This window comes from Rhizobium sp. 05N49, from assembly GCF_056396805.1.
Genome location: NZ_JBFTME010000004.1, coordinates 45,547 through 71,068, shown reverse-complemented (window position 1 = coordinate 71,068; position 25,522 = coordinate 45,547). Strand labels below are relative to the sequence as shown.

General features: G+C 60.6%; 23 protein-coding genes and 1 riboswitch. Of the genes, 17 read left to right on the top strand and 6 right to left on the bottom strand.

Features of this window, described 5'->3' with window-relative positions; all coding sequences use genetic code 11:
* The first annotated feature begins 64 nt into the window (after window positions 1-64).
* Entirely contained in the window at window positions 65-499 is a 435-nt protein-coding gene (locus tag AC1DF8_RS09955; RefSeq protein ID WP_113213076.1) for a pyridoxamine 5'-phosphate oxidase family protein, read from the top strand.
* A gap of 81 nt (window positions 500-580) precedes the next feature.
* Here AC1DF8_RS09955 and AC1DF8_RS09950 read toward each other — a convergent pair whose 3' ends face one another.
* The gene (locus tag AC1DF8_RS09950) at window positions 581-2,458 is read right to left on the bottom strand and encodes a DUF4139 domain-containing protein (protein ID WP_478153244.1); all 1,878 of its coding nucleotides are present in this window, start codon (window positions 2,456-2,458) and stop codon (window positions 581-583) included.
* Between the two features lie 222 nt (window positions 2,459-2,680).
* Here AC1DF8_RS09950 and AC1DF8_RS09945 point away from each other — a divergent pair, with 222 nt between their 5' ends.
* The 13 genes from AC1DF8_RS09945 (at window position 2,681) to AC1DF8_RS09885 (ending at window position 15,852) form a co-directional block, all read left to right on the top strand.
* The gene (locus tag AC1DF8_RS09945; RefSeq protein ID WP_478153242.1) at window positions 2,681-4,204 is read left to right on the top strand and encodes an aldehyde dehydrogenase (NADP(+)); all 1,524 of its coding nucleotides are present in this window, start codon (window positions 2,681-2,683) and stop codon (window positions 4,202-4,204) included.
* 148 nt (window positions 4,205-4,352) lie between these two features.
* Window positions 4,353-4,451, top strand: a riboswitch (TPP riboswitch).
* A gap of 51 nt (window positions 4,452-4,502) precedes the next feature.
* Window positions 4,503-5,303: a hydroxyethylthiazole kinase gene (gene thiM, locus AC1DF8_RS09940; RefSeq protein WP_478153240.1), complete on the top strand. Its 801-nt coding sequence runs from the start codon at window positions 4,503-4,505 to the stop codon at window positions 5,301-5,303.
* On the top strand, window positions 5,300-5,935 hold the full coding sequence (thiE, locus tag AC1DF8_RS09935) for a thiamine phosphate synthase (RefSeq protein WP_478153238.1): 636 nt from the start codon (window positions 5,300-5,302) through the stop codon (window positions 5,933-5,935). The genes thiM and thiE overlap by 4 nt, the downstream gene beginning before the upstream one ends.
* Complete coding sequence (gene thiD / locus AC1DF8_RS09930) at window positions 5,932-6,744, top strand: bifunctional hydroxymethylpyrimidine kinase/phosphomethylpyrimidine kinase (protein ID WP_478153236.1); 813 nt, start codon at window positions 5,932-5,934, stop codon at window positions 6,742-6,744. Before thiE ends, thiD begins: the two co-directional genes overlap by 4 nt.
* 183 nt (window positions 6,745-6,927) lie before the next feature.
* Entirely contained in the window at window positions 6,928-7,407 is a 480-nt protein-coding gene (locus AC1DF8_RS09925) for a GNAT family N-acetyltransferase (RefSeq protein ID WP_478153234.1), read from the top strand.
* Window positions 7,408-7,433: 26 nt separating this feature from the next.
* On the top strand, window positions 7,434-8,456 hold the full coding sequence (locus tag AC1DF8_RS09920; RefSeq protein WP_478153231.1) for a glycoside hydrolase family 3 N-terminal domain-containing protein: 1,023 nt from the start codon (window positions 7,434-7,436) through the stop codon (window positions 8,454-8,456).
* Window positions 8,457-8,500: 44 nt separating this feature from the next.
* A complete protein-coding gene (locus AC1DF8_RS09915; RefSeq protein ID WP_183849903.1) occupies window positions 8,501-10,147 on the top strand; it encodes an ABC transporter substrate-binding protein in 1,647 nt (548 codons plus the stop codon).
* Window positions 10,148-10,206: 59 nt separating this feature from the next.
* Window positions 10,207-11,184, top strand: a complete 978-nt coding sequence (locus AC1DF8_RS09910) for an ABC transporter permease (RefSeq protein ID WP_478153229.1) — start codon at window positions 10,207-10,209, stop codon at window positions 11,182-11,184.
* Window position 11,185: 1 nt separating this feature from the next.
* Window positions 11,186-12,064, top strand: a complete 879-nt coding sequence (locus AC1DF8_RS09905; protein WP_478153227.1) for an ABC transporter permease — start codon at window positions 11,186-11,188, stop codon at window positions 12,062-12,064.
* Entirely contained in the window at window positions 12,061-12,864 is an 804-nt protein-coding gene (locus AC1DF8_RS09900) for an ABC transporter ATP-binding protein (RefSeq protein ID WP_113209618.1), read from the top strand. Before AC1DF8_RS09905 ends, AC1DF8_RS09900 begins: the two co-directional genes overlap by 4 nt.
* Entirely contained in the window at window positions 12,861-13,760 is a 900-nt protein-coding gene (locus AC1DF8_RS09895) for an ABC transporter ATP-binding protein (RefSeq protein ID WP_112971757.1), read from the top strand. Before AC1DF8_RS09900 ends, AC1DF8_RS09895 begins: the two co-directional genes overlap by 4 nt.
* Before the next feature lie 69 nt (window positions 13,761-13,829).
* Window positions 13,830-14,510: a class I SAM-dependent methyltransferase gene (locus AC1DF8_RS09890; protein ID WP_113202732.1), complete on the top strand. Its 681-nt coding sequence runs from the start codon at window positions 13,830-13,832 to the stop codon at window positions 14,508-14,510.
* Window positions 14,511-14,700: 190 nt separating this feature from the next.
* Entirely contained in the window at window positions 14,701-15,852 is a 1,152-nt protein-coding gene (locus tag AC1DF8_RS09885; protein ID WP_183849891.1) for an alpha-hydroxy acid oxidase, read from the top strand.
* Window positions 15,853-15,890: 38 nt separating this feature from the next.
* Here the strand turns inward: AC1DF8_RS09885 and AC1DF8_RS09880 are convergent, their stop codons facing one another.
* From AC1DF8_RS09880 to AC1DF8_RS09860, 5 genes are all read right to left on the bottom strand, one after another.
* The gene (locus tag AC1DF8_RS09880) at window positions 15,891-16,769 is read right to left on the bottom strand and encodes an ABC transporter ATP-binding protein (RefSeq protein ID WP_478153223.1); all 879 of its coding nucleotides are present in this window, start codon (window positions 16,767-16,769) and stop codon (window positions 15,891-15,893) included.
* Window positions 16,766-17,800 (bottom strand): ABC transporter ATP-binding protein, encoded by a 1,035-nt coding sequence (locus AC1DF8_RS09875; RefSeq protein WP_112546404.1) that lies wholly within the window; start codon window positions 17,798-17,800, stop codon window positions 16,766-16,768. Before AC1DF8_RS09875 ends, AC1DF8_RS09880 begins: the two co-directional genes overlap by 4 nt.
* 4 nt (window positions 17,801-17,804) lie before the next feature.
* On the bottom strand, window positions 17,805-18,662 hold the full coding sequence (locus AC1DF8_RS09870) for an ABC transporter permease (protein ID WP_113014606.1): 858 nt from the start codon (window positions 18,660-18,662) through the stop codon (window positions 17,805-17,807).
* Between the two features lie 5 nt (window positions 18,663-18,667).
* Window positions 18,668-19,672 (bottom strand): ABC transporter permease, encoded by a 1,005-nt coding sequence (locus AC1DF8_RS09865; protein WP_112971763.1) that lies wholly within the window; start codon window positions 19,670-19,672, stop codon window positions 18,668-18,670.
* Between the two features lie 64 nt (window positions 19,673-19,736).
* Window positions 19,737-21,638 (bottom strand): ABC transporter substrate-binding protein, encoded by a 1,902-nt coding sequence (locus tag AC1DF8_RS09860; RefSeq protein WP_478153220.1) that lies wholly within the window; start codon window positions 21,636-21,638, stop codon window positions 19,737-19,739.
* Window positions 21,639-22,015: 377 nt separating this feature from the next.
* Here AC1DF8_RS09860 and AC1DF8_RS09855 point away from each other — a divergent pair, with 377 nt between their 5' ends.
* The 3 genes from AC1DF8_RS09855 to AC1DF8_RS09845 all read left to right on the top strand — a co-directional run bounded on the left by AC1DF8_RS09855 (window position 22,016) and on the right by AC1DF8_RS09845 (window position 25,484).
* Entirely contained in the window at window positions 22,016-23,620 is a 1,605-nt protein-coding gene (locus AC1DF8_RS09855; protein ID WP_478153218.1) for a GH39 family glycosyl hydrolase, read from the top strand.
* Window positions 23,621-23,916: 296 nt separating this feature from the next.
* Window positions 23,917-24,801 (top strand): dihydrodipicolinate synthase family protein, encoded by an 885-nt coding sequence (locus AC1DF8_RS09850; protein ID WP_112546399.1) that lies wholly within the window; start codon window positions 23,917-23,919, stop codon window positions 24,799-24,801.
* A gap of 23 nt (window positions 24,802-24,824) precedes the next feature.
* Window positions 24,825-25,484, top strand: a complete 660-nt coding sequence (locus AC1DF8_RS09845; protein ID WP_112546398.1) for a GntR family transcriptional regulator — start codon at window positions 24,825-24,827, stop codon at window positions 25,482-25,484.
* Window positions 25,485-25,522 lie beyond the last annotated feature (38 nt).

Below are 25,522 nucleotides of genomic sequence, written 5' to 3'. Positions count from 1 at the left end.
GGGCCGCATATTCCATGGAACTTCGATCATCGCCGGTTGTTTTCACCTGGATTGGAGAACCACCATGGCATCAATGACAAAAGAAGAGCTGTCGAAGCATCTGAAGAAGCTGGATTTCTGCATGTTTTCGACACGTGGAGCCTCGAACCGGATCAGCACGCGGCCGATGAGCAACAATGGCGACGTCGAATATAACGGAGATTCCTGGTTCTTTTCCTATGCGGATACCCGCAAGATATCCGACATTCGGAAAGACAACGCGGTGCAGCTGACCTTCACTGCGCCACCGCATCTGCTCGGCAAACCGGGCATATTCATCGCGATCGATGGTAACGCTTCACTCATCGAGGACGTCTCGGAATTCGAGCGACATTGGGTCAAGGGACTGGAGCGATGGTTTCCCGAGGGCACCCAGACGCCTGGGCTTGCCTTGATCAAGGTTGCGGCACGTTCGATCCAATATTGGGACGGTGAAGAAAACGGCAAAGTCGAGGTCTGAGATCCGCAAGCGATGCCTCACCGACGCTGATAGTGCCGTCGGCGGCAGCAGGAATTGGCGCCCAACTCGTGCCAAGCCGATCTAGAGACGAGCTATTGCTTCCCCGAGCTCCTTGCGAAGCTTTTCAAGCCGATCTCGCGCCTCGTCCCTTTGCGCCCGCAACGCCTTGATCGACCTCTCCTGTTCCGTCAAGTCCTGAAGGAACTGCTGCTTGAGCGGTGTGTCACCGACAGAGGAAAGCAGGCCTGAAATCCGTGAGGATTCCGACGTTGCGTCTTCAATTGCCTGCATGACCGTAGCCAAGTCCCTCTCCGCTTCCTTTTGTGCCTTCCTTGCTGTCACAAGGCCCTGAAGTTTCGAGGCGATTTCCGGAGACGGCCCTTCATCGAGCCATTGCAGGATCACAGTGTCATCGATATCGGCAATCGCCTGCGTCTCGCTCTCGGCCATGCGCCATTCGATGGTCGTCGAAACCTTCTTGCCCGCAAGGACGATCACAGTTGCCCGCGCACCTTGCGGTGTCTCTTCCACGCCTTCGGACTTAACCAGTTCCCATCCTGCCATGCCCGGGTCTTCCGCGACAAACGTCCTGTCGGCATCAGCGCCCCAGACGGAGAAGGTCTTTCGCAGCCGTCGCTCCAGTGTGGCCTCGAGATAACCGTCCTTTACGATGACAGTTCGAAAGGAACTGGATATGGCGCTTGCCACTTCCTGCTCGATCTTCTGATCGGCGGCAAACGTCGCCTTTTCCACGCCGCCCGGCTTCACATTGCCTATGCGTGCGTCGCCGACATAACGCCCTTTGTCGTCATAGACTGCCGCCACCGCCGGCGGTAGCGAAGTCCCCGTGTCGTTGGTGAGCACGAGGGCTGCATCCGGATGTTGCGCACCATCGCGATAGAGAGCGACGAACTCTGCCTTTATCTCGCGATCCAAGATCGGCACGGAAATCGTCTCACCGTTCTTCAGGTCGTATACGCCGGGAAGATCGAAGTTTGCGACCACGTCGCCCTCGTCGGCAGTCGCACCGATGGTAGCGGCTGGAGCCGCCTCAACTGGAGCAGGAGCCTCGGCCAGCGGCTTGTTCGCCAGCGCGCCTCCAAACTTGCTACGTTTGGCGCCTCCAAGGTCCAGATAGGCGAAATCCACTTCCGAGCGTGATGGCCATGCTCTGGCATACAGTCTCTGACGAAGCGTCACGGGCTTGCCGGACGTCAGAGAAATGGAAACCCCATGCCAATCCTCGCCGGAGGCATTCTCAAGGACTGCCCAGGCTTGCAACCGGGCTTTGCCGTTGGCGTCAACAATGATCCTGTAGGACGGCTTCCAGAGCGGGGCGGCCACGACATAGGAGATATCTACGGCCGCCGACGCCTTGCCTTCGAGCGCGATGGTGACGGCCCGGCTTCCTTGCACGCCGTCACTCGACAACAGTTCCGCGGCTCGGGAAATCATCTCGGCGTCTTTGGGATCGTCGAGCTTGTAGGCCATGGCGCCACCGATCTCGGCAACGTCGAAGGCGCCGCTGTCCAGCATCACGGTCAGCCGTGCGCGTTGCTTCTCGCTCGCAGGCTCCACTCCGACGATGCGGCCCTTCACTCCGTTCGCAGAGACAGGCGCTCCTCTGAGAGACCGTAACACATCCGCCGCCGAATCCAGATCCTGCGGCTTGATCGGAAGCACCTTGAATGTTTCGTCCACCATGTCTGGGCCGGTGGTCGAAAGGCCCTTTACGGGCGCAGGCCCCGATACGACGAGGGTCTTGAGAAAGTCATCCATCTGATCTGTCGGCACGTCGATGACAGCATTGCCGTCCTCTCCGACATTAAGACTGCGCACATATTCGGCAACTCCGCCTGACGACAGCCGGATCGACTTGATCGTCCCGGTTTGGGCAAATGCGGTTGTGGAGAGCAGTACTGCGGTAAGTGCCGCACAGGCAACGGATGCGTATTTCATGGAGCCCCCTCGATTAATCCCGAGCGAGAATGAGCGTAAAAAAGGGGCGGCATTTCGGCATACGATTGCTTTTCCGCAAGCTCGCGCCCACCCCTTGTCGAGACGCGACCACGTCTCTGCCGGAGATCTCCATCTTCGATGCGATATCGGGAAAGATGTCGTGAAATTGAGAAGACGAACGCCTATATACGTCGCTCGAATCTGTTTGAAAGGAAATCCGTCATGACTATCAATGGAAGCCTGCTCGTCGCGGGATCGGAGAAGCGCGGCACGCGCGGCGAGCTCTACGGTGTCGAAGCAGCCACGGGGACGGCGCTGCCCGTCTCTTTCGGTGGCGCCTCCGCCGAAGACGTCGAAGAGGCGACCAGGCTTGCATGGGAGGCCTTCGCTTCCTACCGGGAAACCGATCTCGAAACACGGGCTGCCTTTCTTGAAACCATCGCCAGCGAGATCGAGGCCATCGGCGACGAGCTGATCGTGCGGGCAATGGCGGAAACCGGACTTCCGCGCGGACGTCTCGAGGGTGAGCGCGGCCGCACGATGGGACAGCTTCGGCTATTTGCGAAAGAGGTGCGCGAAGGCCGCTTCCAGGAGCTTCGCTTCGACGGCGCGGATCCCTCCCGCAAGCCGGTTCCGAAGCCTGACCTGCGCCTGCGCAACGTTCCTCTGGGACCTGTCGCGGTTTTCGGCGCATCGAACTTTCCGCTCGCCTTCTCCGTCGCCGGCGGTGACACGGCATCTGCGCTCGCAGCGGGATGCCCGGTCGTCGTCAAGGCGCATTCCGCTCACCCGGGCACATCGGAACTGGTCGGCCGCGCCGTTCAGCGAGCCGTTGCCAAGGCTGGTCTGCATGCCGGCACGTTTGCGCTCCTCTTCGATACCGGCTTCGAAGTCGGTCAGAAACTGGTGGCCGATGCCAGAATCCGCGCCGTCGGCTTCACGGGCTCGCGCCGCGGAGGCACTGCGCTGATGAAGATCTCTTCCGAGCGCAAGCAGCCGATCCCGGTCTATGCCGAAATGAGCAGCATCAACCCGGTCATCTTCTTCCCCAACGCGCTGAAAACCCGCGCGGCGGAGATTGCAACGGCTTTCGTAAGCTCGCTTGTCCTCGGTGCCGGGCAGTTCTGCACCAATCCCGGCCTCATTCTCGCCGTCGACAGCGAAGGCCTAGACACGTTCATTGCCAAGGCGCGGGAGCTTCTGCCCGATGTCGGCGCCCAGACGATGCTCACAGGCTCCATCGCCAAGGCGTTCTGTGATGGCGTTGCCCGACTGGAAAAGCACCCCGAAGTCCGGCTCGTTGCCAATGGCAAGCCCGGCAGCGAATTCGAAGGCACGGCCGCTCTCTTCGAGACGACAGCTGCTGCATTCCTTGCACATCACGAGCTGCAGGACGAGGTCTTCGGTGCAGCCGGCCTTATCGTGCGCTGCCGTGATCTCGCCGAACTCGAGCGCGTCCTCGACGGTCTCGAAGGCCAGCTGACCGTTGCCCTGCACATTACGAGCGAAGACGAACAGGACGCCAAGCGCCTCGTTCCAAAGCTGGAAATGCTTGCCGGACGCCTGCTCGTCAACGGCTTCGGAACCGGCGTGGAAGTATCGCCCGCCATGGTGCACGGCGGCCCCTACCCGGCAACGGCCGATGGCAGATCGACCTCCGTCGGGACGCTCGCCATCTACAGGTTCCTGCGTCCGGTTTCGTATCAGGACTTTACGACGACCCTGCTTCCAGCGCCGCTGCGTTGATCAAGTAGAGCAGCCGGACCTTAAACCGGCATCTGAAAATTGCACCACGGGCGCTCAGGCGGCCCGTGGTACGCATTGGCAAAACCTCAGTCTCAAAATCGTCATTTTGCCGATGACAGCGACGCCATTCTCTGCAAGAAAGAGTGCTGTTGAGAGACAGGGGCGCCCGTTTGCGAAAGCGGGCTGAGAAGCACCCTTCGAACCTGAACCGGATAATGCCGGCGGAGGGAGTCGCTCGGGTCGCCATCTGCTTCATCGCATGATCGTTCCCGCGCCTGCCCCGCCTGAAAGGGGTACTATGGAGAACAAGACACCCGGAGCACTGTTGACGGCGATGCGGGCGAAGCCACCGCTCGTGCAGTGCATCACCAATTACGTGGCCATGAACATCGCCGCCAATGTGGTCCTTGCGGCGGGTGCATCGCCTGCCATGGTCCACGCCGCCGAAGAAGCCGGCGAGTTTGCCGCAATCGCCGGCGCTTTGACCGTCAATATCGGCACGCTCTCCACCCAGTGGATCGACGGCATGCATGCGGCGGCAAAGGCTGCAAACGCGAGCGGCAAACCTTGGGTCCTTGATCCGGTTGCCCATTATGCGACATCCTTCCGCCGCAAGGCAGTTGCCGATCTGCTGGCGCTTCGCCCGACGATCATCCGCGGCAATGCTTCTGAAATCATCGCGCTTGCCGGTGGCGAGAGCCGCGGCCAAGGCGTCGACAGCCGCGACCCGGTTGAGCAGGCAGAAGCGTCCGCCCGGCTGCTTGCCGAACGGCACGGCGCGGTCGTCGCGGTCACCGGCGTGGTGGATTTCGTGACCGATGGTGCGCAGGCGCTGCGCATTGAAGGCGGCTCGCCGTTGATGCCGCAGGTGACTGCGCTCGGCTGTTCGCTCACCTGCCTCACCGGCGCCTTTGCCGCCACCATTCCCGCCGATCCTTTCGCAGCCGCTGTCGCAGCACTTTCTACCTTCGCGGTTGCCGGCGAAGAGGCAGCCAAGGATGCTGCCGGCCCCGGCTCCTTCTCCTGGCGGTTCCTCGATCAGCTCGCCGCGCTCGATGGAGCAAAGCTCGATGCAAAAGTCAGGATCAACGCCGCATGAAACGCTTCGATCTTTCCCTCTATCTGGTCCTCGATCCCGATCTCTGCGCCGATATCGGCATGGTCGAGACGGCGCGGCTTGCCGTTGCCGGCGGCGCCGCGATGGTGCAGCTTCGTGACAAGCATGGCGGGACGGCAAGGATGATCGAGACCGGTCTGGCGCTGAAGGAGATCCTGAAGGATACCGGCGCTTTGCTCGTCATCAACGACGACGTCGAGGCAGCCATCGCGATCGGCGCCGACGGGCTGCATATCGGCCAGGATGATATGGGGCCAGCCGTCGCCCGGGCGATGATCGGCCCGGACATGATCCTTGGTCTGTCAGCCGAGAGCGAAGCGCTGGCAGCGGCCATCGATCCCGCTATCGTCGACTATGCCGGCATCGGCCCAATCTTTGCGACACCCACCAAGGCAGACCACAAGCAGCCGATCGGCTTTGACGGGTTGGCGAGACTGGTGAAAACCGCCCCCGTTCCGACGGTTGCAATCGGCGGCTTGAAGAGCGAGCATGTCGCTTCCGTCTTCGCGGCCGGAGCCGATGGGCTTGCTGTCGTCTCGGCGATCTGCGGCACGCAGGATCCGCGAGCCGCGACGATCCGCATCGCCGAGGAAATCCGAAAGGTCCGCCGATGATCCGCAACGTCCTGTCTATCGCCGGCTCCGATCCATCCGGTGGCGCCGGCATCCAGGCCGATCTCAAGGCTTTCTCTGCTCGCGGCGTCTATGGCATGGCGGCGCTGACGGCGCTGACGGCGCAGAATACGCAAGGGGTGACGGGCGTGCATCTTGTCCCGCCCCACTTCGTCGCCCAGCAGATCAAGGCGGTCTTTGCCGATGTGCGCGTCGATGCGGTCAAGATCGGCATGATCGCCAATGCCGGCATTGCCGAAGCCGTTGCCGAGGCGCTGGCGCCTCATCGCGGCATTCCCATCGTCGTCGATCCTGTCATGATCGCCAAGGGCGGAGCGGCACTCCTCGACCCGCAGGCTGTCGATGCGCTGACGAAGCACCTGCTGCCGCTTGCGACGCTGCTCACCCCCAACCTGCCGGAAGCCGCAGCGCTGCTGCACGAAGAGGTTGCCGAAAGCCGCGAGCAGATGGCCTCGCAAGCCAAGCGCCTGCGAGCGCTCGGCCCTGCCGCTGTGTTGGTCAAGGGCGGTCATCTCGAGAGCAATGAAAGTCCCGACATATTGGCAACCGACTCCGGCCGGCATTGGTTCGAGGCGAAACGCGTCCCCACGAAGAATACACACGGGACCGGCTGCACACTTTCCAGCGCACTCGCCGCCGAGCTCGCAAAGGGTGCTTCGCCGCAAGCGGCTGTTTCGACTGCGAAAACATATCTTGCGCTAGCAGTCGCTGCCGCGGGCGAGCTGGCGGTCGGCTCTGGCCATGGACCGGTTCATCATTTCCATGCCCTGTGGAAAGACGCCGGGCTCTGAGCCGGATCACAGACCCGATAATGTCCAACGGCCCGGTTAAACCGGGCCGTTTTGTTTTGCCTACCCCCAGTTGAACCAGGATTGCCTGCCAAAAAGCCTGTTGACATGGCCGCTCGGATATCGAAAGTTATGTCATTAAAAAGGGATACATTCCGTAATAACGGAATAATTGGAGGAATTCGGGTGCCGGACCTGCTTGTGAGCTTATATTCCACGAAGCTCGCCGAACTGAAAGAGAAGGCCGGCTCCATCGGCATTGTGATCCGTCCAGCCCTGCCGCCGGAACTTCATGTCGTCGCTACCTGGGTGCGCGAACATTTCAGCGAAAACTGGGCAAGCGAAGTGAGTGTCGCCTTTTCCCGCCGGCCTGTTGCCTGCCTGATCGCCGTCGAGGATGGCAAGCTGCTCGGCTTTGCCTGCTATGACACGACCGCCCGCGGCTTCTTCGGCCCGACTGGCGTTGATCCGGCCGCACGCGGCAAAGGCATTGGCCTCGCCCTCTTTTCCGCCTGCCTGCAGACCATGAAGACGCTGGGCCACGCCTATGCCTTCATCGGCGATGCCGGCCCCGTCGATTTCTACGTCAAGACCGCCGGCGCGGTCGAAATTCACGCCCCCGACAAGGGCATCTACGAAGGCATGCTGCGAAGCCAGCCGAAATGACCATCTGATACCGGAGTATTGAAATAGTGTCCTCGACCCCGCTCGCTCTCTTCGTCGGCCTTCCCAATCCGACGCTTTCGGACGACGAATTCGCCCTCTTCCGCGAGACCAATCCGCTCGGCCTCTTCGTCGGCCGTCGCAACCTGCGCAATCCGGAGCAGGCAAAGATCCTGATCGACCGTTTCCGCGAGGCCGTCGGCCGCGACGATGCGCCCGTCTTTACCGACCAGGAAGGCGGTCGTGTGCAGCACATGGATGCCGGCCCCTGGCCGCTTTTCCGCAGCTTCGGCCAGTTCGCCGAGCTTGCGCGCCGTGACTTCGAGCTCGGCAAAAAGGCGCTGCGTCTGTCCACCCAGGCCATGGGTGTGATGATGACCGAACTCGGCCTGTCGAGCGGCTGCTCGCCGGTTCTCGATCTCGTTTTCGAAACAACGAGCGCGGTGATCGGCGCCCGCTCCTTCGGCCCCGATCCGGATTTCATCGCTGCACTGGGCCGCGAAGTGGTCGATGGCCTGCTCGAAACCGGCAACATGCCGGTCATGAAGCATATTCCGGGCCACGGCCGCGCCACGCTCGATTCCCACAAGGAACGCCCTGTTGTCGACGCCTCGCGCGAGACACTTGTTGCCACCGACTTCAAGCCCTTCGCGGCGCTGAAGGACACGCCTTGGGCAATGGTCGCCCATGTCGTCTACTCCGCTTACGATGCCGAGCTGCCGGCTTCCATCTCGCCGATCATGCATGACGTGATCCGCAAGGACATGGGTTACGACGGCGTTCTGATCTCCGACTGCATCTTCATGGAATCGCTGCAGGGCACTCTGCCAGAGCGCGTCGCTCAGGTTCTCGATGCCGGTTTCGACATTGCGCTTCACAGCCATGGCGACGTCAAGGAGAGCGAAGCTGCGGCCAAGGCCGCGCGCCCGCTGACGGAAGCCGCTCAGAAGCGTATCGCCGCCGGCAAGGCCCGCCTCGGCACTCTCAAAATCGACTATCGCGCTGCCCGTGCGGAAGTCGAATCGATGTTTGCAAGCGCACTGGTCTCCTGACCAGCGCGCGTATTCTTCACCTCATAAGAAAAGGGGAATTTGTAATGAAGAAATATCTTTTAGCGGCTGCGGCCCTGACGATGCTATCGGGCTCGGCCGTCGCGCAGACCGTCCTCACGGCCAATATCGAGCCGGCAACCACCTGGGTGCGCAACTTCAACCCGTTCAACCAGACTTCGTCGCGTCAGTCGACCCTTGACTTCATCTATGAGCCACTGGTCATCTTCAACCGCTTCGACAGCAACAAGCCGGTCTATCGCCTGGCCGAAAGCTTCAAGCTCTCCGACGACCTGAAGAGCATCGATTTCAAGCTGCGTCCAAACCTGAAGTGGTCGGACGGCCAGCCGCTAACCTCGGCCGACGTCAAGTTTACCTATGACTATCTGAAGAAGTTCCCGGCCCTCGATTTCGTCAGCATCTGGACCTTCATCACCGATGTGCAGGCGGTCGATGGCCAGACAGTCCGCTTCACGCTCGCCAATCCAAGCTCGCTTGCCGCCGAACAACTGTCGCAGCTGCCGATCGTGCCCGAGCATGTCTGGAAGGATGTTGCCGATCCGGTCACCTACGCCAACGAAAATCCCGTCGGCAGCGGTCCGCTGACCGAAGTGCCGCGCTTCACCGGCCAGACCTATGACCAGTGCCGCAACCCGAACTACTGGGATGCCGAGCATCTGAAGGTCGATTGCATGCGCTTCCCGCAGCTTGCCGACAATAACCAGATCCTGACGGCGACCGCCGACGGCACGCTTGACTGGGGCGTCTCCTTCATTCCCGATATCGACAATGTCTATGTCTCGAAGGATCCGGCGCATTATCACTACTGGTATTCGCCGAGCAGCATGGTCGCCTTCCTGTTCAATCTCGAAACGTCCAACGAGGCCAACAAGAAGGCCTTCAACGACGTGAAGTTCCGCCGTGCGGTCTCCATGGCGCTTGACCGCAAGACGATGATCGATGTGGCTGGCTACGGCTATCCGACATTGAACGAAGACCCGGGCCTGATGGGCGAGCTCTACAAGAGCTGGGCGGACCCGTCCGTCAAGGCCGACTTCGGCAAGTTCGCCGCCTATGACGCCGATGCCGCCAAAGCGCTGCTCGACGAAGCCGGCTATGTCGACAAGGACGGCGACGGCCTGCGTGACAATCCTGACGGTTCGAAGATCTCCTTCTCGATCATCGTTCCGAACTCCTGGACGGACTGGATCGACACGGTCAATATCGCGATCGAAGGCATGCAGGCAGTCGGCCTTGATGCCAAGATCGAGACCCCGGAAGAAGCCGTCTGGACCTCCGATCTCATCGACGGAAAGTTCGATGCGGCGATCAACAGCCTGCCGGCTTCGGCCTCGCCCTATTATCCCTACAAGCGCGCCTTCAGTGCTTCGGACAAGGGCAAGACCCGCTTCACCGCACAGCGCTGGTTCAACCCGGAAGTGGAAGACCTGGTCACCCAGTTCACCCACACGGCCGATCTCGACAAGCAGAAAGAAGCGATGAACAAGGCTCAGCGCATCGTTGCCGAAAACATGCCTGTCATCCCCGTGTTCAACAACCCGAACTGGTATCAGTACAATACCAAGCGCTTCACTGGCTGGTCGACCAAGGAAAACCCCTTCGTCAATCCGTCCATCTCGCGCACCAACCCGGCACGTCTTCTGAACCTGCTGGCGCTCGAACCGGTCAAGTAAGCCATTAGAAAAGCTGGGAGCGGCGCGGCAAGCGCCGCTCCCGTTTTGACGGAGTCCCCATGGCCTTTCTGCTACGCCGCCTTGCCTTTTACCTGGCGGCCTTCATCGCGGCAGCGACGATCAACTTCTTCCTGCCCCGGCTGATGCCGGGCGATCCCGTGCGCATCATGTTTTCGAGCGCGGGCACCGAACTGCCGCCGGAAAGCCTGCAAGCGCTGAAGCTGACTTTCGGCTTCGTCGACGGGCCGCTCTGGCAGCAATATCTGACGTACCTCGGCAGCATCTTCACCGGCGATCTCGGCCGTTCGATCAAATATTTCCCGCTGCCGGTCACGTCGGTTCTCGGCCATGCGCTGGTGTGGACTGTCGGCCTGATGGGCACGGCGACGATCATCAGCTTCGCGCTTGGCACCTTCCTCGGCATCGTCGCAGCCTGGCGGCGCGGCAGCAAATTCGACGTCATCGTCTCGATTGGCGCAATCTTCGCGACATCGGTGCCCGCCGTCGTCACCTCGCTGATCGTGCTCTTCTTCTTCGGCTTCACGCTTGGCTGGTTCCCGAACGGCTATGCTGCCGATCCCTCGCTCGATCCGGCCTTCAGCTTCCAATATGTCGGCAGTGTCGCCTATCACGGCATCCTGCCGATGATCACACTCTGCACTGTGCTGGTCGGCGGTTTTACCGTGACCATGCGCAACAACATGATCAACCTGCTCGGCGAGGACTATATCGTCATGGCTCGCGCCAAGGGCCTCTCCGACCGACATGTCATGCTCTGGTATGCGGCCCGCAATGCGCTGCTGCCGACCGTCTCGAGCCTGGCGATTGCCATCGGCACAATTCTCGGCGGCTCTCTGGTGACCGAGGTCGTCTATAATTATCCGGGCCTCGGCAACATCCTCTATCAGGCGATCCTCGCCCGCGATTATCCCGTCATCCAGGGACAGCTTCTCATCATGACCGCGACCATGCTGATCGCCAATTTCATCGTCGATGTCAGCTATGTGCTGCTCGATCCGCGACTGAAGGGAGCGTGAGATGAAAAGCCTGCTCCGCAATCGCAAGGCGCTGATCGGCCTCGCCATCATCGCCTTCATCGTCATCGTGGCAATCGCCGCACCGCTTTTGACGCAGTACGATCCCGCAGCCAGAACCGGTCGTCCGCACCAGGCGCCATCTGCCGAGCATATTCTCGGTACGACGCGCATCGGCCAGGACGTTTTTGCCCGGATGATCTATGGCGCGCGCACCTCACTTGCCGTCGGCTTCGGCGCCGGCCTGCTGATCACCGCTGTCGGCACGGYGCTCGGCATCATCTCCGGCTATCGCGGCGGCAAGACGGACGAGGTCATCAGTTTCTTCACCAATATGGTGCTCGTCGTGCCCAACCTGCCGTTGCTGCTCGTTCTCGCAGCCTTCATCGGCCAGGCGAGCCCACTTGTCATCGCCCTGATCCTGGGCGGCACATCCTGGGCCTGGGGCGCACGTGTGACACGTGCCGAAACCCTCTCCGTCAAGCAGAAGGATTATGTCAAATCGGCGGAGATGATGGGCGAGCCGCAATGGCGCATCATGACGTTCGAGATCTTCCCCAACGTGATTTCCATCGTCGGCATCAATTTCATTGGCAGCGTCATCTTCGCGATCATCACCGAAGCGACACTTGAATTCCTCGGTCTTGGCGACCCGCGCGTCGTCTCCTGGGGCACCATGCTCTACAACGCACAGAAGGCCTCCGCGCTTTCGGTCGGTGCCTGGTGGGATATCCTCACACCCTGCTTCGCGCTCGCCTTCCTTGGCATCGGCATGTCGCTCCTGAACTTCGCCGTCGATGAGATCGCCAATCCGCGGCTGCGCACCGGCAATCATCTGAAGCGCTGGTCCCTGCTCATCCGCTCCGGGGAGGGCCGCCTGTGAACGAGCCGCTACTTTCGGTCAAAAACCTCACGATCGACTATATCGGCGAAGAGAAGGATTTCCGCGCCGTCGATAACGTCAGTTTTGACGTCGCCCCTGGCGAAGTCTTCGGCCTTGCCGGCGAATCTGGCTGCGGCAAGAGCACGATCGCCTTTGCCATCAGCCGCCTGCACAAGCCACCCGCGCTGATCCGCAAGGAGAGCCGAATCATGCTTGCCGGCCGTGACGTTCTGGACCTGGACCAGAAGGCGCTTGCCGCCTTCCGCTGGCGAGAAGTCGCTATGGTCTTCCAGAGTGCCATGAACTCGCTGAACCCGGTGTTGCGCATCGAGGACCAGTTCTATGATGTGCTGCGTACCCACAAGGGCATGACGAAGGCAGAGGCGCGCGAGCGCACGGCCGAGATGCTGCGGCTCGTCGATATCGCGCCCGACCGCATGCGCAACTATCCGCATCAATTCTCCGGCGGCATGCGCCAGCGCATCGTCATCGCCATCTGCATGGCGCTCGATCCCAAGCTCGTCGTCATGGACGAGCCGACGACAGCTCTTGATGTGGTCGTGCAGCGCGAAATTCTGCAGCGCATCAACGAACTCCGAAAGCAGTTCGGCTTCTCGGTGCTCTTCATCACCCACGATCTCGGGCTGATGGTGCAGTTCTGCGACCGCATCGGCATCATGCTCCAGGGCAAGCTTGTCGAGCAGAACGAAGCCGAGGCGATCTACAAGACGCCGCAGCACGAATACACCCGGAAACTCTGGGCCTCCTTCCCCTCGCTTCACGGAGGCGTGCTGCTATGAGCGATGCCATCCTCGCGCTCGACAAGGTCACCAAGACCTTCGGCCACGGTGATTCCGCCGTTCATGCTGCACGCGCAATCTCCTTTTCGCTGCACGCCGGCCGCGCGCTGGCGATTGTCGGCGAATCCGGCAGCGGCAAAACCACCTGCGCCCGCATGGCGATGCGTGAATATACGCCGACGTCAGGGCAGATCCTCTACAAGGGCCGCCCCGTCGAAAACGCCAAGGCCGACGAGATCGCCCGCTATCGTCGTTCCGTACAGATGATCTTCCAGGATCCATTCGCCTCGCTGAACCCGGCCCACACGATCGCTCATCATCTGCTGCGGCCGCTGAAGCTCCACCGGCCTGACATACGCGGCAAGCAGATCGATGCGACCGTCCGTGAACTGCTCGAACGCGTGAAGCTTGATCCGGATATCGTCGCGCCGAAATATCCGCACGAGCTTTCGGGCGGCCAGCGCCAGCGCGTGAATATTGCGCGCGCCCTTGCCGCCCAGCCGGAAGTGATCGTCGCCGACGAGCCGACCTCGATGCTCGATGTCTCGGTGCGCCTCGGCGTTCTCAATCTCCTGAACGAGATGAAGAAGGAGATGAATCTCGGCCTGCTCTACATTACCCACGATATCGCCACCGCCCGCTATGTGGCCGAAGATATCGCCGTCATGTATTCTGGCCAGATCGTCGAATGGGGCAATACGGCCAAGGTGATCGACAATCCGCTGCATCCCTACACCCGGTTGCTGCTCTCGGCTGTACCGGACCCGGACGTGCGCTTCGACGATCCGCGCACGCGCCTGCAGCCGCAAGAAGTGGACGATATCCGCCGCCGTTCCGCCGCGCTGCAGGAACAGGTTGTGCAGCATGAGCCGGATCATTTCGTGCGTTTGGTCTGAGCAAGGCTTGCTGGCTTCGACTGTCGCCCTATGCTAGGGGACGGTCCCTTTCAGCGAGACGAAACCGCCATGCTTCCCTGGATCCAGCTCGATTCCGCGACCATCCCCGGCGAAGGCGGTGAGCTGCGGCTGAAGCAGCGCGGCACCGAATTTTCCATCATGCTCGGCACCAACGAGCTGATGAACAGCCGCCTCAGCGGTTCGGAAGAAGCACTCGCTACTCTGTCTTTTGAACGGATCAAATCGCATCCTAAGCCAAAGATCCTGATCGGAGGGCTTGGCATGGGCTTTACCCTGCGGGCCGCTCTTGCGGTCGTGCCCGCGGATGCCGCTGTCGTCGTCGCCGAACTGATCCCGGAAGTCGTTGCTTGGGCACGCGGTCCGATGGCGGAGGTCTTCAAGGGCTGCCTCGACGATCCGCGCGTTTCGATCCACCAGGGCGATGTCGGCGAGGCGATCCGCGCTGAAAAGGCGGGTTGTGACGCGATCCTTCTTGATGTTGACAATGGCCCCGATGGCCTGACCCGCAAGTCCAATGACCGGCTCTACGATTATGCCGGGCTTAAATCCGCCCGAGAGGCACTGCGTCCCGGCGGCGTGCTGGCCGTCTGGTCCTCCGGGCCGGATGCGTCCTTCACACGGCGGCTGAAGGATTGCGGCTTTGCCGTCGATGCGGTCAATACGCGCGCCAACGGCAAGCGCGGCGGCGCGCGCCACGTCATCTGGCTCGCAGTCAAGCCCGGTCGCTGACCGACCCCGGCAATAAAATGCATCTTTGTCAGCAAAGGCGACGGATGCGTGCGCAAGAGAGCTTGAGATTGGTGCGGTAATAATCGTATCCCATAGATCACGGATCGCGACGACGAGGAGGTCTCGCGGCCATTCATTGGCCGAGCCGCATGCGGAGGCATGACGCGCCGGCCCTCGATTGGATACGGGTATGCGCCTTTCAGACTGCCATAACTTCCACGATTTCCGCCGCCTCGCCAAGCAGCGCCTTCCGGGTCCGATCTTCAACTATATCGATGGCGCTGCGGATGACGAGGTGACTTACAGGCGCAATACCTCATCTTTCGAAACCTGCGATCTTCTGCCGAGCGTGCTGCGGGGCGTCAGCGATGTCGATATGTCGGTCACCGTCATGGGCCAGAAGCTCGCCATGCCGGTCTATTGCTCGCCGACGGCGTTGCAGCGGCTCTTCCATCACGAGGGCGAGCGTGCGGTCGCCCATGCGGCCGGCAAGTTTGGCACGATGTTCGGGGTTTCCTCGCTCGGCACGATCAGCCTGGAAGAGGCGCGCAAGATCAGCAGCGGGCCACAGGTCTATCAGTTCTACTTCCATCGGGATCGCGGCCTCAATCGTGAAATGATGGCGCGGGCTAAGCAGGCGGGCGTGCAGGTGATGATGCTGACCGTCGATAGCATCACCGGCGGCAATCGCGAGCGCGACAAGCGCACCGGATTTGCCATCCCGTTCAAGCTCAACCTGTCGGGCATGGCGCAGTTTGCCGTCAAACCGGCCTGGGCAATCAATTACTTCACACACGAGAAATTCCGCCTGCCGCAACTCGACAGCCATGTGGACATGGGCAGCGGCACCATGTCGATCAGCCGCTACTTTACCGAGATGCTCGACCCCGCCATGAACTGGGACGATGTCGCCGACATGGTGAAGACCTGGGGCGGGCAATTCTGCCTGAAGGGCATCATGACGGTCGAGGATGCCAAGCGCGCTATCGATATCGGCTGCACCGGCATCGTGCTTTCCAACCACGGCGGCCGCCAGCTCGACGGTTCACGCAGCGGCTTCGACCAGCTGGCGGAAATCGTCAATGCCGTCGGCGACAGGATCGACGTCATGGTCGACGGCGGCATCCAGCGCGGCACGCATGTGCTCAAGGCACTCTCGCTCGGCGCCAAGGCGGTCGGGGTAGGGCGTTATTATCTCTTCCCGCTTGCAGCCGCCGGCCAAGCCGGGGTCGAGCGGGCGCTCCTGCAAATACGGACGGAAATCGAGCGTGGCATGAAGCTGATGGGCGCCGCTTCCGTCAGCGAGCTGTCGGCCGGCAACCTGCGTTTCCGCACCTCCTGAAACGGAGCACTGCGCCCGATATCACGGTGCGAACTTTATCAGGCTCCGACGATCTCACGGGGCGCAGGTGCACCGACATCCTGCCGGCGCTGGCGAATGATCGTTGACGCCTCACGGGGATCGGGCGGCAGCACGGCATTCTTCAAAGCGAATGAATATTCGTGCTGCGGATTGTCCAGCACGGTACGCGCGTCGCCGCTTTCGACGACCACGCCCTTGCGCATGATGATGACACGGTCGGCAATGTAATAGGCGGTCGCGAGATCATGAGTGATGTAGATGATCGATACCTTCAACGTATCGCGCAAATCGCGAAAGAGATTGACGATCGACATGCGCAGCGACGCATCCACCATGGAAACCGGCTCGTCGGCGACGATGAGCTTCGGTTCGGGAATGAGCGCGCGTGCCACCGCGATGCGCTGGAGCTGGCCACCGGATAATTCGTGCGAATAACGTCCTCGAACCTCCGCAATGGAGAGGCCAACCCGCTGCAGCGCCCTATCTGCCAAGGCCTCCCTTTCGGCGCGGCTCTTCGCACCCTTAAAGCGATGCGCCGTGGCATACAGATACTTGTCGATGCGCGTCAGCGGATTGAAGGCTTCGAAGGGATTCTGGAAAACCGGCTGAACCCTGGTCATGAAGGCTTCGCGGGCGCTACGGCTGCTGATATCGCCAATGTCGGCGCCGTCGAAGCGGATAGTGCCGCGATCTGCGGCCTCGCTGCCGAGGATCATCTTGGCGAGCGTGGATTTGCCGGAGCCGGATTCGCCGACGATCGTGAAAATCTCTGGCCTGTCAGCCGCAAGCGCAAAGCTCACGTCATCGACTGCCGTCATCCTGGCGCGTGAAAAGAAACCGCCGATAGGAAAGAACTTGCTGACATTTTCAAGCTGGAGAAGGTGTTCGCCACTCATTGGATCTTGTACTCCCCTGCCCTGAAACAGGCCACGCGCCCGCCGGTCGCGCTCGGCTGCATGACAGGAACCTCCTTCGAGCACCTGTCGATCGCAATCGGACACCGTGGATGGAAGCGACATCCCGACGGCGGGTTCGAGAGCGCCGGAGGTTTGCCCTGCAGGCTCTTCCGCGTCCTCGTATCGCCGATGCGTGGCAGGCTGCCGATCAGATGAGCCGTATAGGGATGTTGCGGATTGTCGAAGATCGCCTGCGTCGGCCCTTCTTCGGCGAGCCGCCCCGCATACATGATCGCAAGGCGATCGGTGATGGCAGCATGGACGGACATATCGTGGGTCACGAAGATGACCGAGGCTTGCATACGTGTCTGCACTTCCTTGATCAACGCAAGAACATCCTGCTGCACCAAAACGTCGAGCGCCGTCGTCGGCTCGTCGGCGATGATGAATTCCGGTTCGCAGACGGTCGCAAGCGCAATGGTCAGCCGCTGGCGCATGCCGCCGGAGAGTTGGTGCGGAAAGGCTTCAAGGACGTGCGGGTCGAGATGCAGGCGGGCAAGATGCGCCTCGACCCGCTGGCGGAAGGCTGCTTGATCCAGACCCATATGGCGGGAGGCGAAATCGTTGAAAGCATGCTTCACCCGCCGGACCGGGTTCAGCACATTCATGGAGCCCTGCATGATGTAGGAAAGATGTCGCCAGCGCGCAGCCCGCATCTTTTGCGGTTCGCCATAGACATCGATCGGCTTGCCATCGAAATTGAAATTGACCGTGCCGCCGACGACCCGCATCGGCGGGCGAATGGCGCCGGCAAGCGTCTTGATGAGTGAGGTCTTGCCACTCGAGGATTCTCCGGCAATGCCGTAGATTTCGTTCTTGCGTACAGTCAGGCTGATATCGTCGACGGCCCTGATCTCGCGCCGGACGCCGAAATAATCGTTGACGTAGTAGCATTTGAGCCCGTCGATCGTCAGCGCGTCCCGGGAGTTTTCCACGAGGGTCAAAGGTGCTTTCCTCAAAGAATTCTGCATCGTCTCAGGCTCCCATCCGGGCCAGGCGCGAGCGCGGATCGATATATTCATTGACCGACATGGCGAGCATGAAGAGGCCGAGGAAGAGGATGACCACGAATAGCATAGGGAAGGCCACCCACCACCAGATGCCGGCAACCATGGCCGAATGCGCATTGGCCCAGTAGATCATGCCACCGATCGTCGGCCGGTTGATGTCGGAAAAACCGAGAATGGAGAGCGTCACTTCTAGGCCGATCGCCCAGATCAGATTGTTCATCGTCGTGAAGAAGACGATCGGCATGACATAGGGAAGATGTTCGCGAACGAGGATTTGCGACGTGCGCATGCCCGAAAAGACGGCGTGCCGGGTAAATTCCCGTTGCCGTAGCGATAGCGCGACGGAGCGGATGAGCCGGCTGTCATGCGTCCAGCCGAGCAGGGCTGCGACGACCGCCAGCATCGACCATGTCATCTGGTCACGCAGGACAAAGACCAGAAGAAGCAGGATCGGGATGTTTGGCAATGCGCCCAGCGTATCGTTGATGCCCATGATGATCTGGTCGGTGCGGCCGCCGATGTAACCGGAAACGAGGCCGACGACGAGCGCGATGAGGCGGCTGATAACGGCGACGATAATGCCGAAGAGCAGCGTGTTGCGCAGCGACGCGCCGATCTGCCAGAAAACATCCTGGCCGCGCGAGGTCGTGCCGAACCAGAATTCGGCGGATGGCGGCATGTCGGGGATCACGACATAGATGGCGTTCTCGTCATAAGGCGAGAAGAAGGAAGAGACGATCAACCCGACAATGATCAGGATCAGGATCGTCCCGAGCAGGAATTCGCGGTTGTAACGAAGCAGGTCTCTGAGGATCTTGAACATCGCTATTATCCCAGTTTCACGCGCGGATCGATCAGCGGATAGATGATATCGATCACGAAGACGGCCGCAGCGACGGCAATGATGGCGATGGTCGTGACACCCAGGACCAGGCTGTAATCGCCGGAATAGATGCCCGAGATCAACAGCTTGCCGATGCCCGGATAGTTGAAGACGAACTCGACGATGACGGCACCGCCGAAGACATTGCCGAGGCTGAGCGCGAGACCCGTAACCTGCGGCAACATGGCGTTGCGGGCCACATAATACGAAAAGATACTGCTTGAGCGCACGCCACCGAGCTCGGCATAGACGACATGATCGTCAGTGATGATGTTGGAGACGAGCGAACGCATGGAGATGAACCAGCCGCCGATGCCGACGAGCACGAGCGTCAGCGCCGGCAGAATGCCGTGTTCGATAACCGAACTGATGAAGGCCCAGCTGAAAGCGGGCGTGAGATTGACCTGCGCGCCGCCACTGATCGGCAGGATCGGCCAGACGAAACCAAAGAGAATAACGAGGCTGAGGCCGATGATGTAGGTCGGGATCGGCTGCAGTGCCATGATGACGATACCGGCAAGCTTGAGCAGACGGCTGTTGCGGAAATAGCCGGCAAGCGCGCCGAGCAGGTTGCCGATGATCCATGCGATGATCGTGGCAAGCGTCAGAAGGCCTACGGTCCAGGGCAAGGCGCGCCCTATGACGGTCATGACCGGTGTCGGGAAAGACGACAGCGACGGACCAAAATCACCGGTCAGCACCCGTCCCCAGAAAGTGAAATACTGATCGATAAGCGGGCCACCGGTTCCATAGAGTTCCCGCAGCGATTCGCGCAGAATTTCAACCGATTGTGGATCGGTCGAGCCGAAACTTGTCAAAAGCGACACGGTCTGCTCCACCGGATCAACAGGCGAGAAATGCGCGATCAGGAATGCGAGCGTGATGCCGGTGACGACCACGAAAAGGAACTGCAGGAAACGTTTACCCGCATAGATCAGAAAGCCATTCATGGCATCCATCCTCCAGTAGCAGAAGGGGAGCGGCCGGCAATCGGCCACTCCCGTGTCGACGCGATCAGTTCTTCGGAGCGTCCGGATTGGCCTTCAGGCCGGTCACCATGTAACGAATGTTCGACCAGTTCGGACCCGAAGCGGAATAGGGGTTTTCAGCGCTCGGATAGTTCGTCCAGTAGGTCGTGTCGAACGGGGCGAACTTGTTGTAGGCCATCAGCGGAATCATCGGCATCTCTTCGACCGCGAGCTTCAGGAAATCCTGACCGACCTTGGTGACGTCGGGCGAGTCGAAGGCGATGGACCGGTTCTTCGCGATGATCTGATCGAGACGCGGATCCTGCCAGCGTTGCAGGTTGCGCGGCGGCTGGATCTGGCCGAGCGGCTTGATGAATTCCGAATGGTAGCTGTCCAGGAAAAAGGACAGATCCGGATGACCGCCCCAGGTCTCAATGCTCCAGTAGATTGCGGCTTCGTAATCGCCGGCACTAAGGCGCTGACCGTTGGTCGGACCGGCAACATCCACCTTTGTAGCGATGCCGTTCTGGCTCCATTGCTGGGCGATAACGGTGCCGGCACGCGCGAGTGTCGGAATGGCRTCGCCCTCGACCTGCAGGCGGATCGTGAACGGCGTGCCGTCAGGCTTCATCCATTGATTGCCGCTCTTCTTGAAACCGGCCTTCTGCAGGAGCTCGGTCGCAGCTTGAACATCCTGCTTCCACCAGCCGAAGCCGAAGGTACGCTGCAGCTGTTTCGGATCGGTCGGGATCTGGTCACCCCACTGACCACGCACCATGGTGGCGATCTGGGCGGAGATATTGGGATCATAGGGCTTGATCTTGCGGCTACCGGTATCGAGCTCGAAATTGGTGAGCCAGTCCTGCATCGGTGCGTAATAATCGTCCGGAGCCGAGCCGGTCGGCGGCGTGGCGAGAGCAGCCAGATTGGCGGCGCCGCGATAGGAGCCGAGGGCCACGGCGCGGATATCGATCAACAATGCCAGCGCCCAGCGCACATCCTTGTTATCGAAGGGCGGCTTCTTGGTGTTGAGCAGCACGGAAGGCAGGGTCGGATCGGGATGGGCGAAGGGGAAGCCCTTCAGCCAGGAGGCGACGCTCTTGCTGTCGCGCATCATCGCAAACATGCCCTCGGGTGCCATGTCGTTGATCACGTCGAGATTATGGTTGCGCTGCTCGATGACGCGGGCTTCCGGGTTGCCGGCGGCTCGATAGACGACATACTTCACCTGCGGCGGCTCCTTGGCAGCCATGCCGATCGAAGTGCGCTGCCAGTCGTCGCGCAGTTTCCAGATGGTCCAGTTGCCAGCCTTGTCATAGCTCTGCAGTACATAGGCGCTGAGCGAGACCGGCGGATTGTTTTTGAATGCCAAGGGATCGCCGGCCTTTTCGAAGACATGTTTCGGCATGATCCAGGCAGCGTTCCAGCGCACGGTAAACACCGTGTGGAAGCGCGAATTCGGCTTCTTGAGATGGAAGATCACCGTCTGCGGATCTGGGTTTTCCACGCTGGCAACGTTGACGGAAAAAGGCGCGCTCCAGGACATGCCGGGATGGTCGATCTGAGTCTTGACCGTATAGGCCACGTCGTCGCTGGTGAATTCGACACCGTCGCTCCAATAGATGCCCTTGCGCAGCTTCACGGTCATTTGCGTGAAATCGGCATTATAGGCCGGCGGCTCGGTAGCGAGCGCGTTCTGCCAGGCATCCGGACCACCCTCCGGATTGATGAACCAGAACGTATCGGTCGTCAGCTGCTGCAGGCCGTTGACATTGGCAGACCCGCCACCGCCCGGCGCCCAGACATTAAACCAGTCGGCATTCTGCTGCGGCGTGCCCTGGATGATCAGAGTTTCATTGCGCGGAATACCGGCAATGAAATCCTGCGCATAAGCAGGCAGAGTGGCTAGAGACAATAAGGCAATGGCTGCAAATCTTGGGAACTTCATCGGACGCTCCTCCTCCTTGGCCCGCAGAGGCGGGCGCTTCCCATAATCCGTTATCGATCGCGTTCCGGCGAAAGCGTCTTCATAGGGACCTGATAGTCCATATGGCTCCTCCAGACGACAAGCCTCGCCTCAACATTTATCGACAATTTTTAGCCGAACAGCAACAGGTAATTTTTTAAATGCCAAAAACTCTTGTAAATACCGGCATTTTTTATCGTCCGTTTAATCGTCATTTTTTATATTATTGACAAAATGGTCATTTCGCTTAGCTTTTGCGGCGAGCGCGGCGCCCTCCCAAGACAGCCGCAACTCATCACAACATTGGTCGGTTAGCCTTCGGGAGGAGGCAGAGGCTTGGCCGTTCAAGAGGAAAGACGATGACGAGTTCCTATGACGTGACCATCAACGTTCACGCCGGCAGGCCGACAGGGACCTATAAACCGCTGTGGAACTGGTTCGGCTATGACGAGCCGAACTACACCTATTCCCCCCATGGCAAGAAGCTTCTCAAGGAGCTGACAGAACTCAGCCCCGTCGCTCCGCGCATTCGTACCCACAATCTGTTGACGAGCGGCGACGGCAAGCCGGCCCTGAAATGGGGCTCGACCAATGCCTATACGGAGGATGCGAACGGCAATCCCGTCTATGACTGGACGATCATCGACCAGATCTTCGACGCCTATGTCGAGGCCGGCAACATTCCGCTGATCCAGATCGGCTTCACGCCGGAGGCGCTTTCTGATTTCGACGGTCCCTACAAGCATCATTGGGAGCCGGCGGATAAATACGCAACGATCACCACCGGCTGGACCGCGCCGCCGAAGGACCTGAAAAAATGGGGAGACCTCATTGAGGCCTGGGCGCGGCATCTCGCCGATCGCTACGGCGAAGATGTCGTCTCCTCCTGGCCCTGGGAAGTCTGGAATGAACCCGACGGCCATTACTGGACGGGTACGATTCCGGAATTCTGCGCCATGTATGATGCGAGCGCACGTGCCGTAAAACGCGCCCTGCCGAAAGCACGCGTCGGCGGCCCGCACACGTGCGGCGGCTTCGCCAATGAGAAGGCGCAAACTTTCCTGCGCGCCTTTTTGCGCCATGTTGTCGAGAACAAGCCGCCGATCGATTTCATCGCCTTCCACGCCAAGGGCAACCCGGTCATCTTCGACGGCCATGTGCGCATGGGTCTGCACAAGCAGCTGCGCGACATCGAAACTAATCTCGCCATTATCAACGAATTCCCCGAGCTTCGGCATCTGCCCGTCGTCATCGGCGAATCCGACCCGGAAGGCTGTGCGGCCTGCTCGGCCCGCGTCCACCCGCAGAACGGCTACCGCAACGGACCGCTCTACGGCGTCTATGTCGTCGAGAGCATGATCCGCACTTATGAGCTGTCGCGCCGAGCAAATATCGAGATCGAAGGTGCGGTGACCTGGGCCTTCCTTTTTGACGACCAGCCCTATTTCGACGGCTTCCGGGATCTCGCCACCAACGGCGTCGACAAGGCGGTGCTGAACGGCTTCCGGATGCTCGGCAAGCTTGGCGGCGAGTGGCTGGAATCCGAAAGCGATTATCGCCGCGATATCGAGGATATCATGAGTCACGGCGTTCGCGACAAGCCCGACGTCAACGTCGTTGCGACCCGCGACGACAAGGGCGTCTCCGTTCTCGTCTGGCACTATCATGATGACGACGAGGCGGGCCCCGCTGCCGATATCAGCCTGGCGATTGACGGCTGGGGCAATCGTCCGGCCGCGCTCAAGCATTTCCGCATGGACGAGCAGCATTCCAACTCCTTCCGCATCTGGAAGGAAATGGGCAAACCGCAGGATATCGCGGGCGCCGATTACGCCAGGCTCGAGGCCTCGGGAAAGCTCGCCGAGATCGACGACAAGGCGTCTGTTTCGGTTCGCGACGGCAAGATCAATCTCACCTTCTCCCTGCCGCGTCAGGGCGTTTCTCTCCTGCGCCTGGACTGGTGAGACGGCGGGAAAAGTGGGAGCGCAACCCTCCAAGTTGCGCTCCGTAACCACCTCAGAGCAATCCGGCGCGCGGTCATCGTCACGTCATTGACCGCGTGTCGCTTCACTGCGCCACAATTGGCGCCGTCGAGACCACCCCGCGCAGCACCGCGGGCAACGACGAGCCGCCTGTCCCCGAGACCGCGACGCTCCAACATTCCACAGCCCTTCGCCATCAAGAGACTCATTCACCACAAACAGGTTTACAGCCAATAACTGACATGTTAGTCATACCGTACTGACATGAAGGAGACATATTGATGACGGGGTTTGGTTTGTCGGTCGCATTGGCGACGCCTTTTGACCGCAGCGGCGCCATCGCCGCCGAGGTCATGCTCGCCCAGGCAAAGCGAAGCCTTGATTCGGGCTGCGCCAGCGTCACTCTGTTCGGAACAACAGGCGAAGGCGCATCGATCGGCAGCCAGGAACGCGAACGGATCCTCGACGCATTTATTGCCGCCGGCGTTCAGCCCGGGCAGATCGTCGTCGGTGTGCTCGTCGATGCGGCGGAGGATGCGGCACAGCAGATGTCACAGGCCCTGTCGAAGGGCGTGCGCAGTATCCTTCTCGCCCCGCCCTCCTATTTCAAGAACGTCAGCGATGATGGTATCTTTGCCTGGTTTGCCGATGTGTTTGCGCGTGTCGGCGACGCAGCGCGTGATGTACTGGCCTACAATATTCCCTCGGTCACGATGGTCGCGTTGAGCATCGACCTGATCAGCCGGTTGCGAAAGGCCTTCCCCTCCATCGTCACCGGCGTCAAGGACTCCTCCGGCGACTGGCCCTACACCGAGACCCTGCTGCGCCAGCATGGCGACCTGATCATCCTGATCGGCGACGAGCGGCACCTCGCCAAGGGTGTGCGCATGGGAGGTCAGGGGGCGATTTCGGGCATGGCCAATTTTGCGCCGCACGAAGTCCGCGCCATGGCCGTCGACGGCAATGACGATCCGCGCGTCGAACAGTTCGTTGGCGAACTTCTCAAGCATCCCGTGACGCCGGCTGTGAAAGTCATGGTGGCAAAAATGACTGGCGACGATAGATGGCTTGCGGTTCGCCCTCCTTTGACGTCAATCTCCGCCGATGGCAGACGCGAGCTTGCCCTTGCCTTTGACGGACTTTTTCGCACAAAGGCAGCATAGCGGTCATGTACGAGGAGAGCCCGATGGATGGAGCGGACGAGCAGCCGACGCTGAGAGAGAAAGCTTATGAAAGCTTTACCAGGCATCTGCTGGCGCGTGACGTCCGTCCCGGGCAATTCGTCTCGCAGCGCAGGCTTGTCGAACTGACCGGCCTGACGCTCGGAGCTATTCGCGAACTTATACCGCGGCTAGAAGCCGAGGGCCTGATCAAGACGGTGCCGCAGCGCGGGCTTCAGATTGCCCATATCGACCTGAACCTCATTCGCGAAGCCTTCCAGCTCCGGCTTTTTCTCGAAAAGGAAGCCGTCGGGATCTTCACAGAGACGGCAAGCGACGCGGCGATCGCGGCACTCCTGAATCAGCATCGTGAGATCGTCGCGGCAATCGAGGCCGGCAATCATTCCCATGAACTGGAGATCCATGCCCAGGCTGTCGACTGGGGCATGCATGACGCCTTCATCGATGCGCTAGGCAACACGATCATTTCCAACGCCTACCGCGTCAACTCCATCAAGATGCGCCTGATCAGCCAGGAACGCTTCCGCATCGACGGGCGCGTCGGCCCCGTCATGGGTGAGCATCTTCGCGTACTGGAGGCCATTGAGCAAAGGAATGCGCAAGGGGCGATCGATGCGCTTGCCGCACATATCAATCACGCGCGAAGTCGCGCGCTGAGAATTTAGACTGACGCCTGCGGTGAGGAGATCGCAGGCCACACAAG

Bases quoted from the DNA above. Each gene is read 5' to 3' on its own strand.
- AC1DF8_RS09955 (WP_113213076.1), top strand. From the start codon at position 65: ATGGCATCAATGACAAAAGAAGAGCTGTCGAAGCATCTGAAGAAGCTG.
- thiE (WP_478153238.1), top strand. From the start codon at position 5,300: ATGAAACGCTTCGATCTTTCCCTCTATCTGGTCCTCGATCCCGATCTC.
- AC1DF8_RS09855 (WP_478153218.1), top strand. From the start codon at position 22,016: ATGACGAGTTCCTATGACGTGACCATCAACGTTCACGCCGGCAGGCCG.
- thiM (WP_478153240.1), top strand. From the start codon at position 4,503: ATGGAGAACAAGACACCCGGAGCACTGTTGACGGCGATGCGGGCGAAG.
- AC1DF8_RS09895 (WP_112971757.1), top strand. From the start codon at position 12,861: ATGAGCGATGCCATCCTCGCGCTCGACAAGGTCACCAAGACCTTCGGC.
- thiD (WP_478153236.1), top strand. From the start codon at position 5,932: ATGATCCGCAACGTCCTGTCTATCGCCGGCTCCGATCCATCCGGTGGC.
- AC1DF8_RS09950 (WP_478153244.1), bottom strand. From the start codon at position 2,458: ATGAAATACGCATCCGTTGCCTGTGCGGCACTTACCGCAGTACTGCTC.
- AC1DF8_RS09875 (WP_112546404.1), bottom strand. From the start codon at position 17,800: ATGCAGAATTCTTTGAGGAAAGCACCTTTGACCCTCGTGGAAAACTCC.
- AC1DF8_RS09885 (WP_183849891.1), top strand. From the start codon at position 14,701: ATGCGCCTTTCAGACTGCCATAACTTCCACGATTTCCGCCGCCTCGCC.
- AC1DF8_RS09945 (WP_478153242.1), top strand. From the start codon at position 2,681: ATGACTATCAATGGAAGCCTGCTCGTCGCGGGATCGGAGAAGCGCGGC.
- AC1DF8_RS09865 (WP_112971763.1), bottom strand. From the start codon at position 19,672: ATGAATGGCTTTCTGATCTATGCGGGTAAACGTTTCCTGCAGTTCCTT.
- AC1DF8_RS09910 (WP_478153229.1), top strand. From the start codon at position 10,207: ATGGCCTTTCTGCTACGCCGCCTTGCCTTTTACCTGGCGGCCTTCATC.
- AC1DF8_RS09915 (WP_183849903.1), top strand. From the start codon at position 8,501: ATGAAGAAATATCTTTTAGCGGCTGCGGCCCTGACGATGCTATCGGGC.
- AC1DF8_RS09870 (WP_113014606.1), bottom strand. From the start codon at position 18,662: ATGTTCAAGATCCTCAGAGACCTGCTTCGTTACAACCGCGAATTCCTG.
- AC1DF8_RS09845 (WP_112546398.1), top strand. From the start codon at position 24,825: ATGGATGGAGCGGACGAGCAGCCGACGCTGAGAGAGAAAGCTTATGAA.
- AC1DF8_RS09880 (WP_478153223.1), bottom strand. From the start codon at position 16,769: ATGAGTGGCGAACACCTTCTCCAGCTTGAAAATGTCAGCAAGTTCTTT.
- AC1DF8_RS09890 (WP_113202732.1), top strand. From the start codon at position 13,830: ATGCTTCCCTGGATCCAGCTCGATTCCGCGACCATCCCCGGCGAAGGC.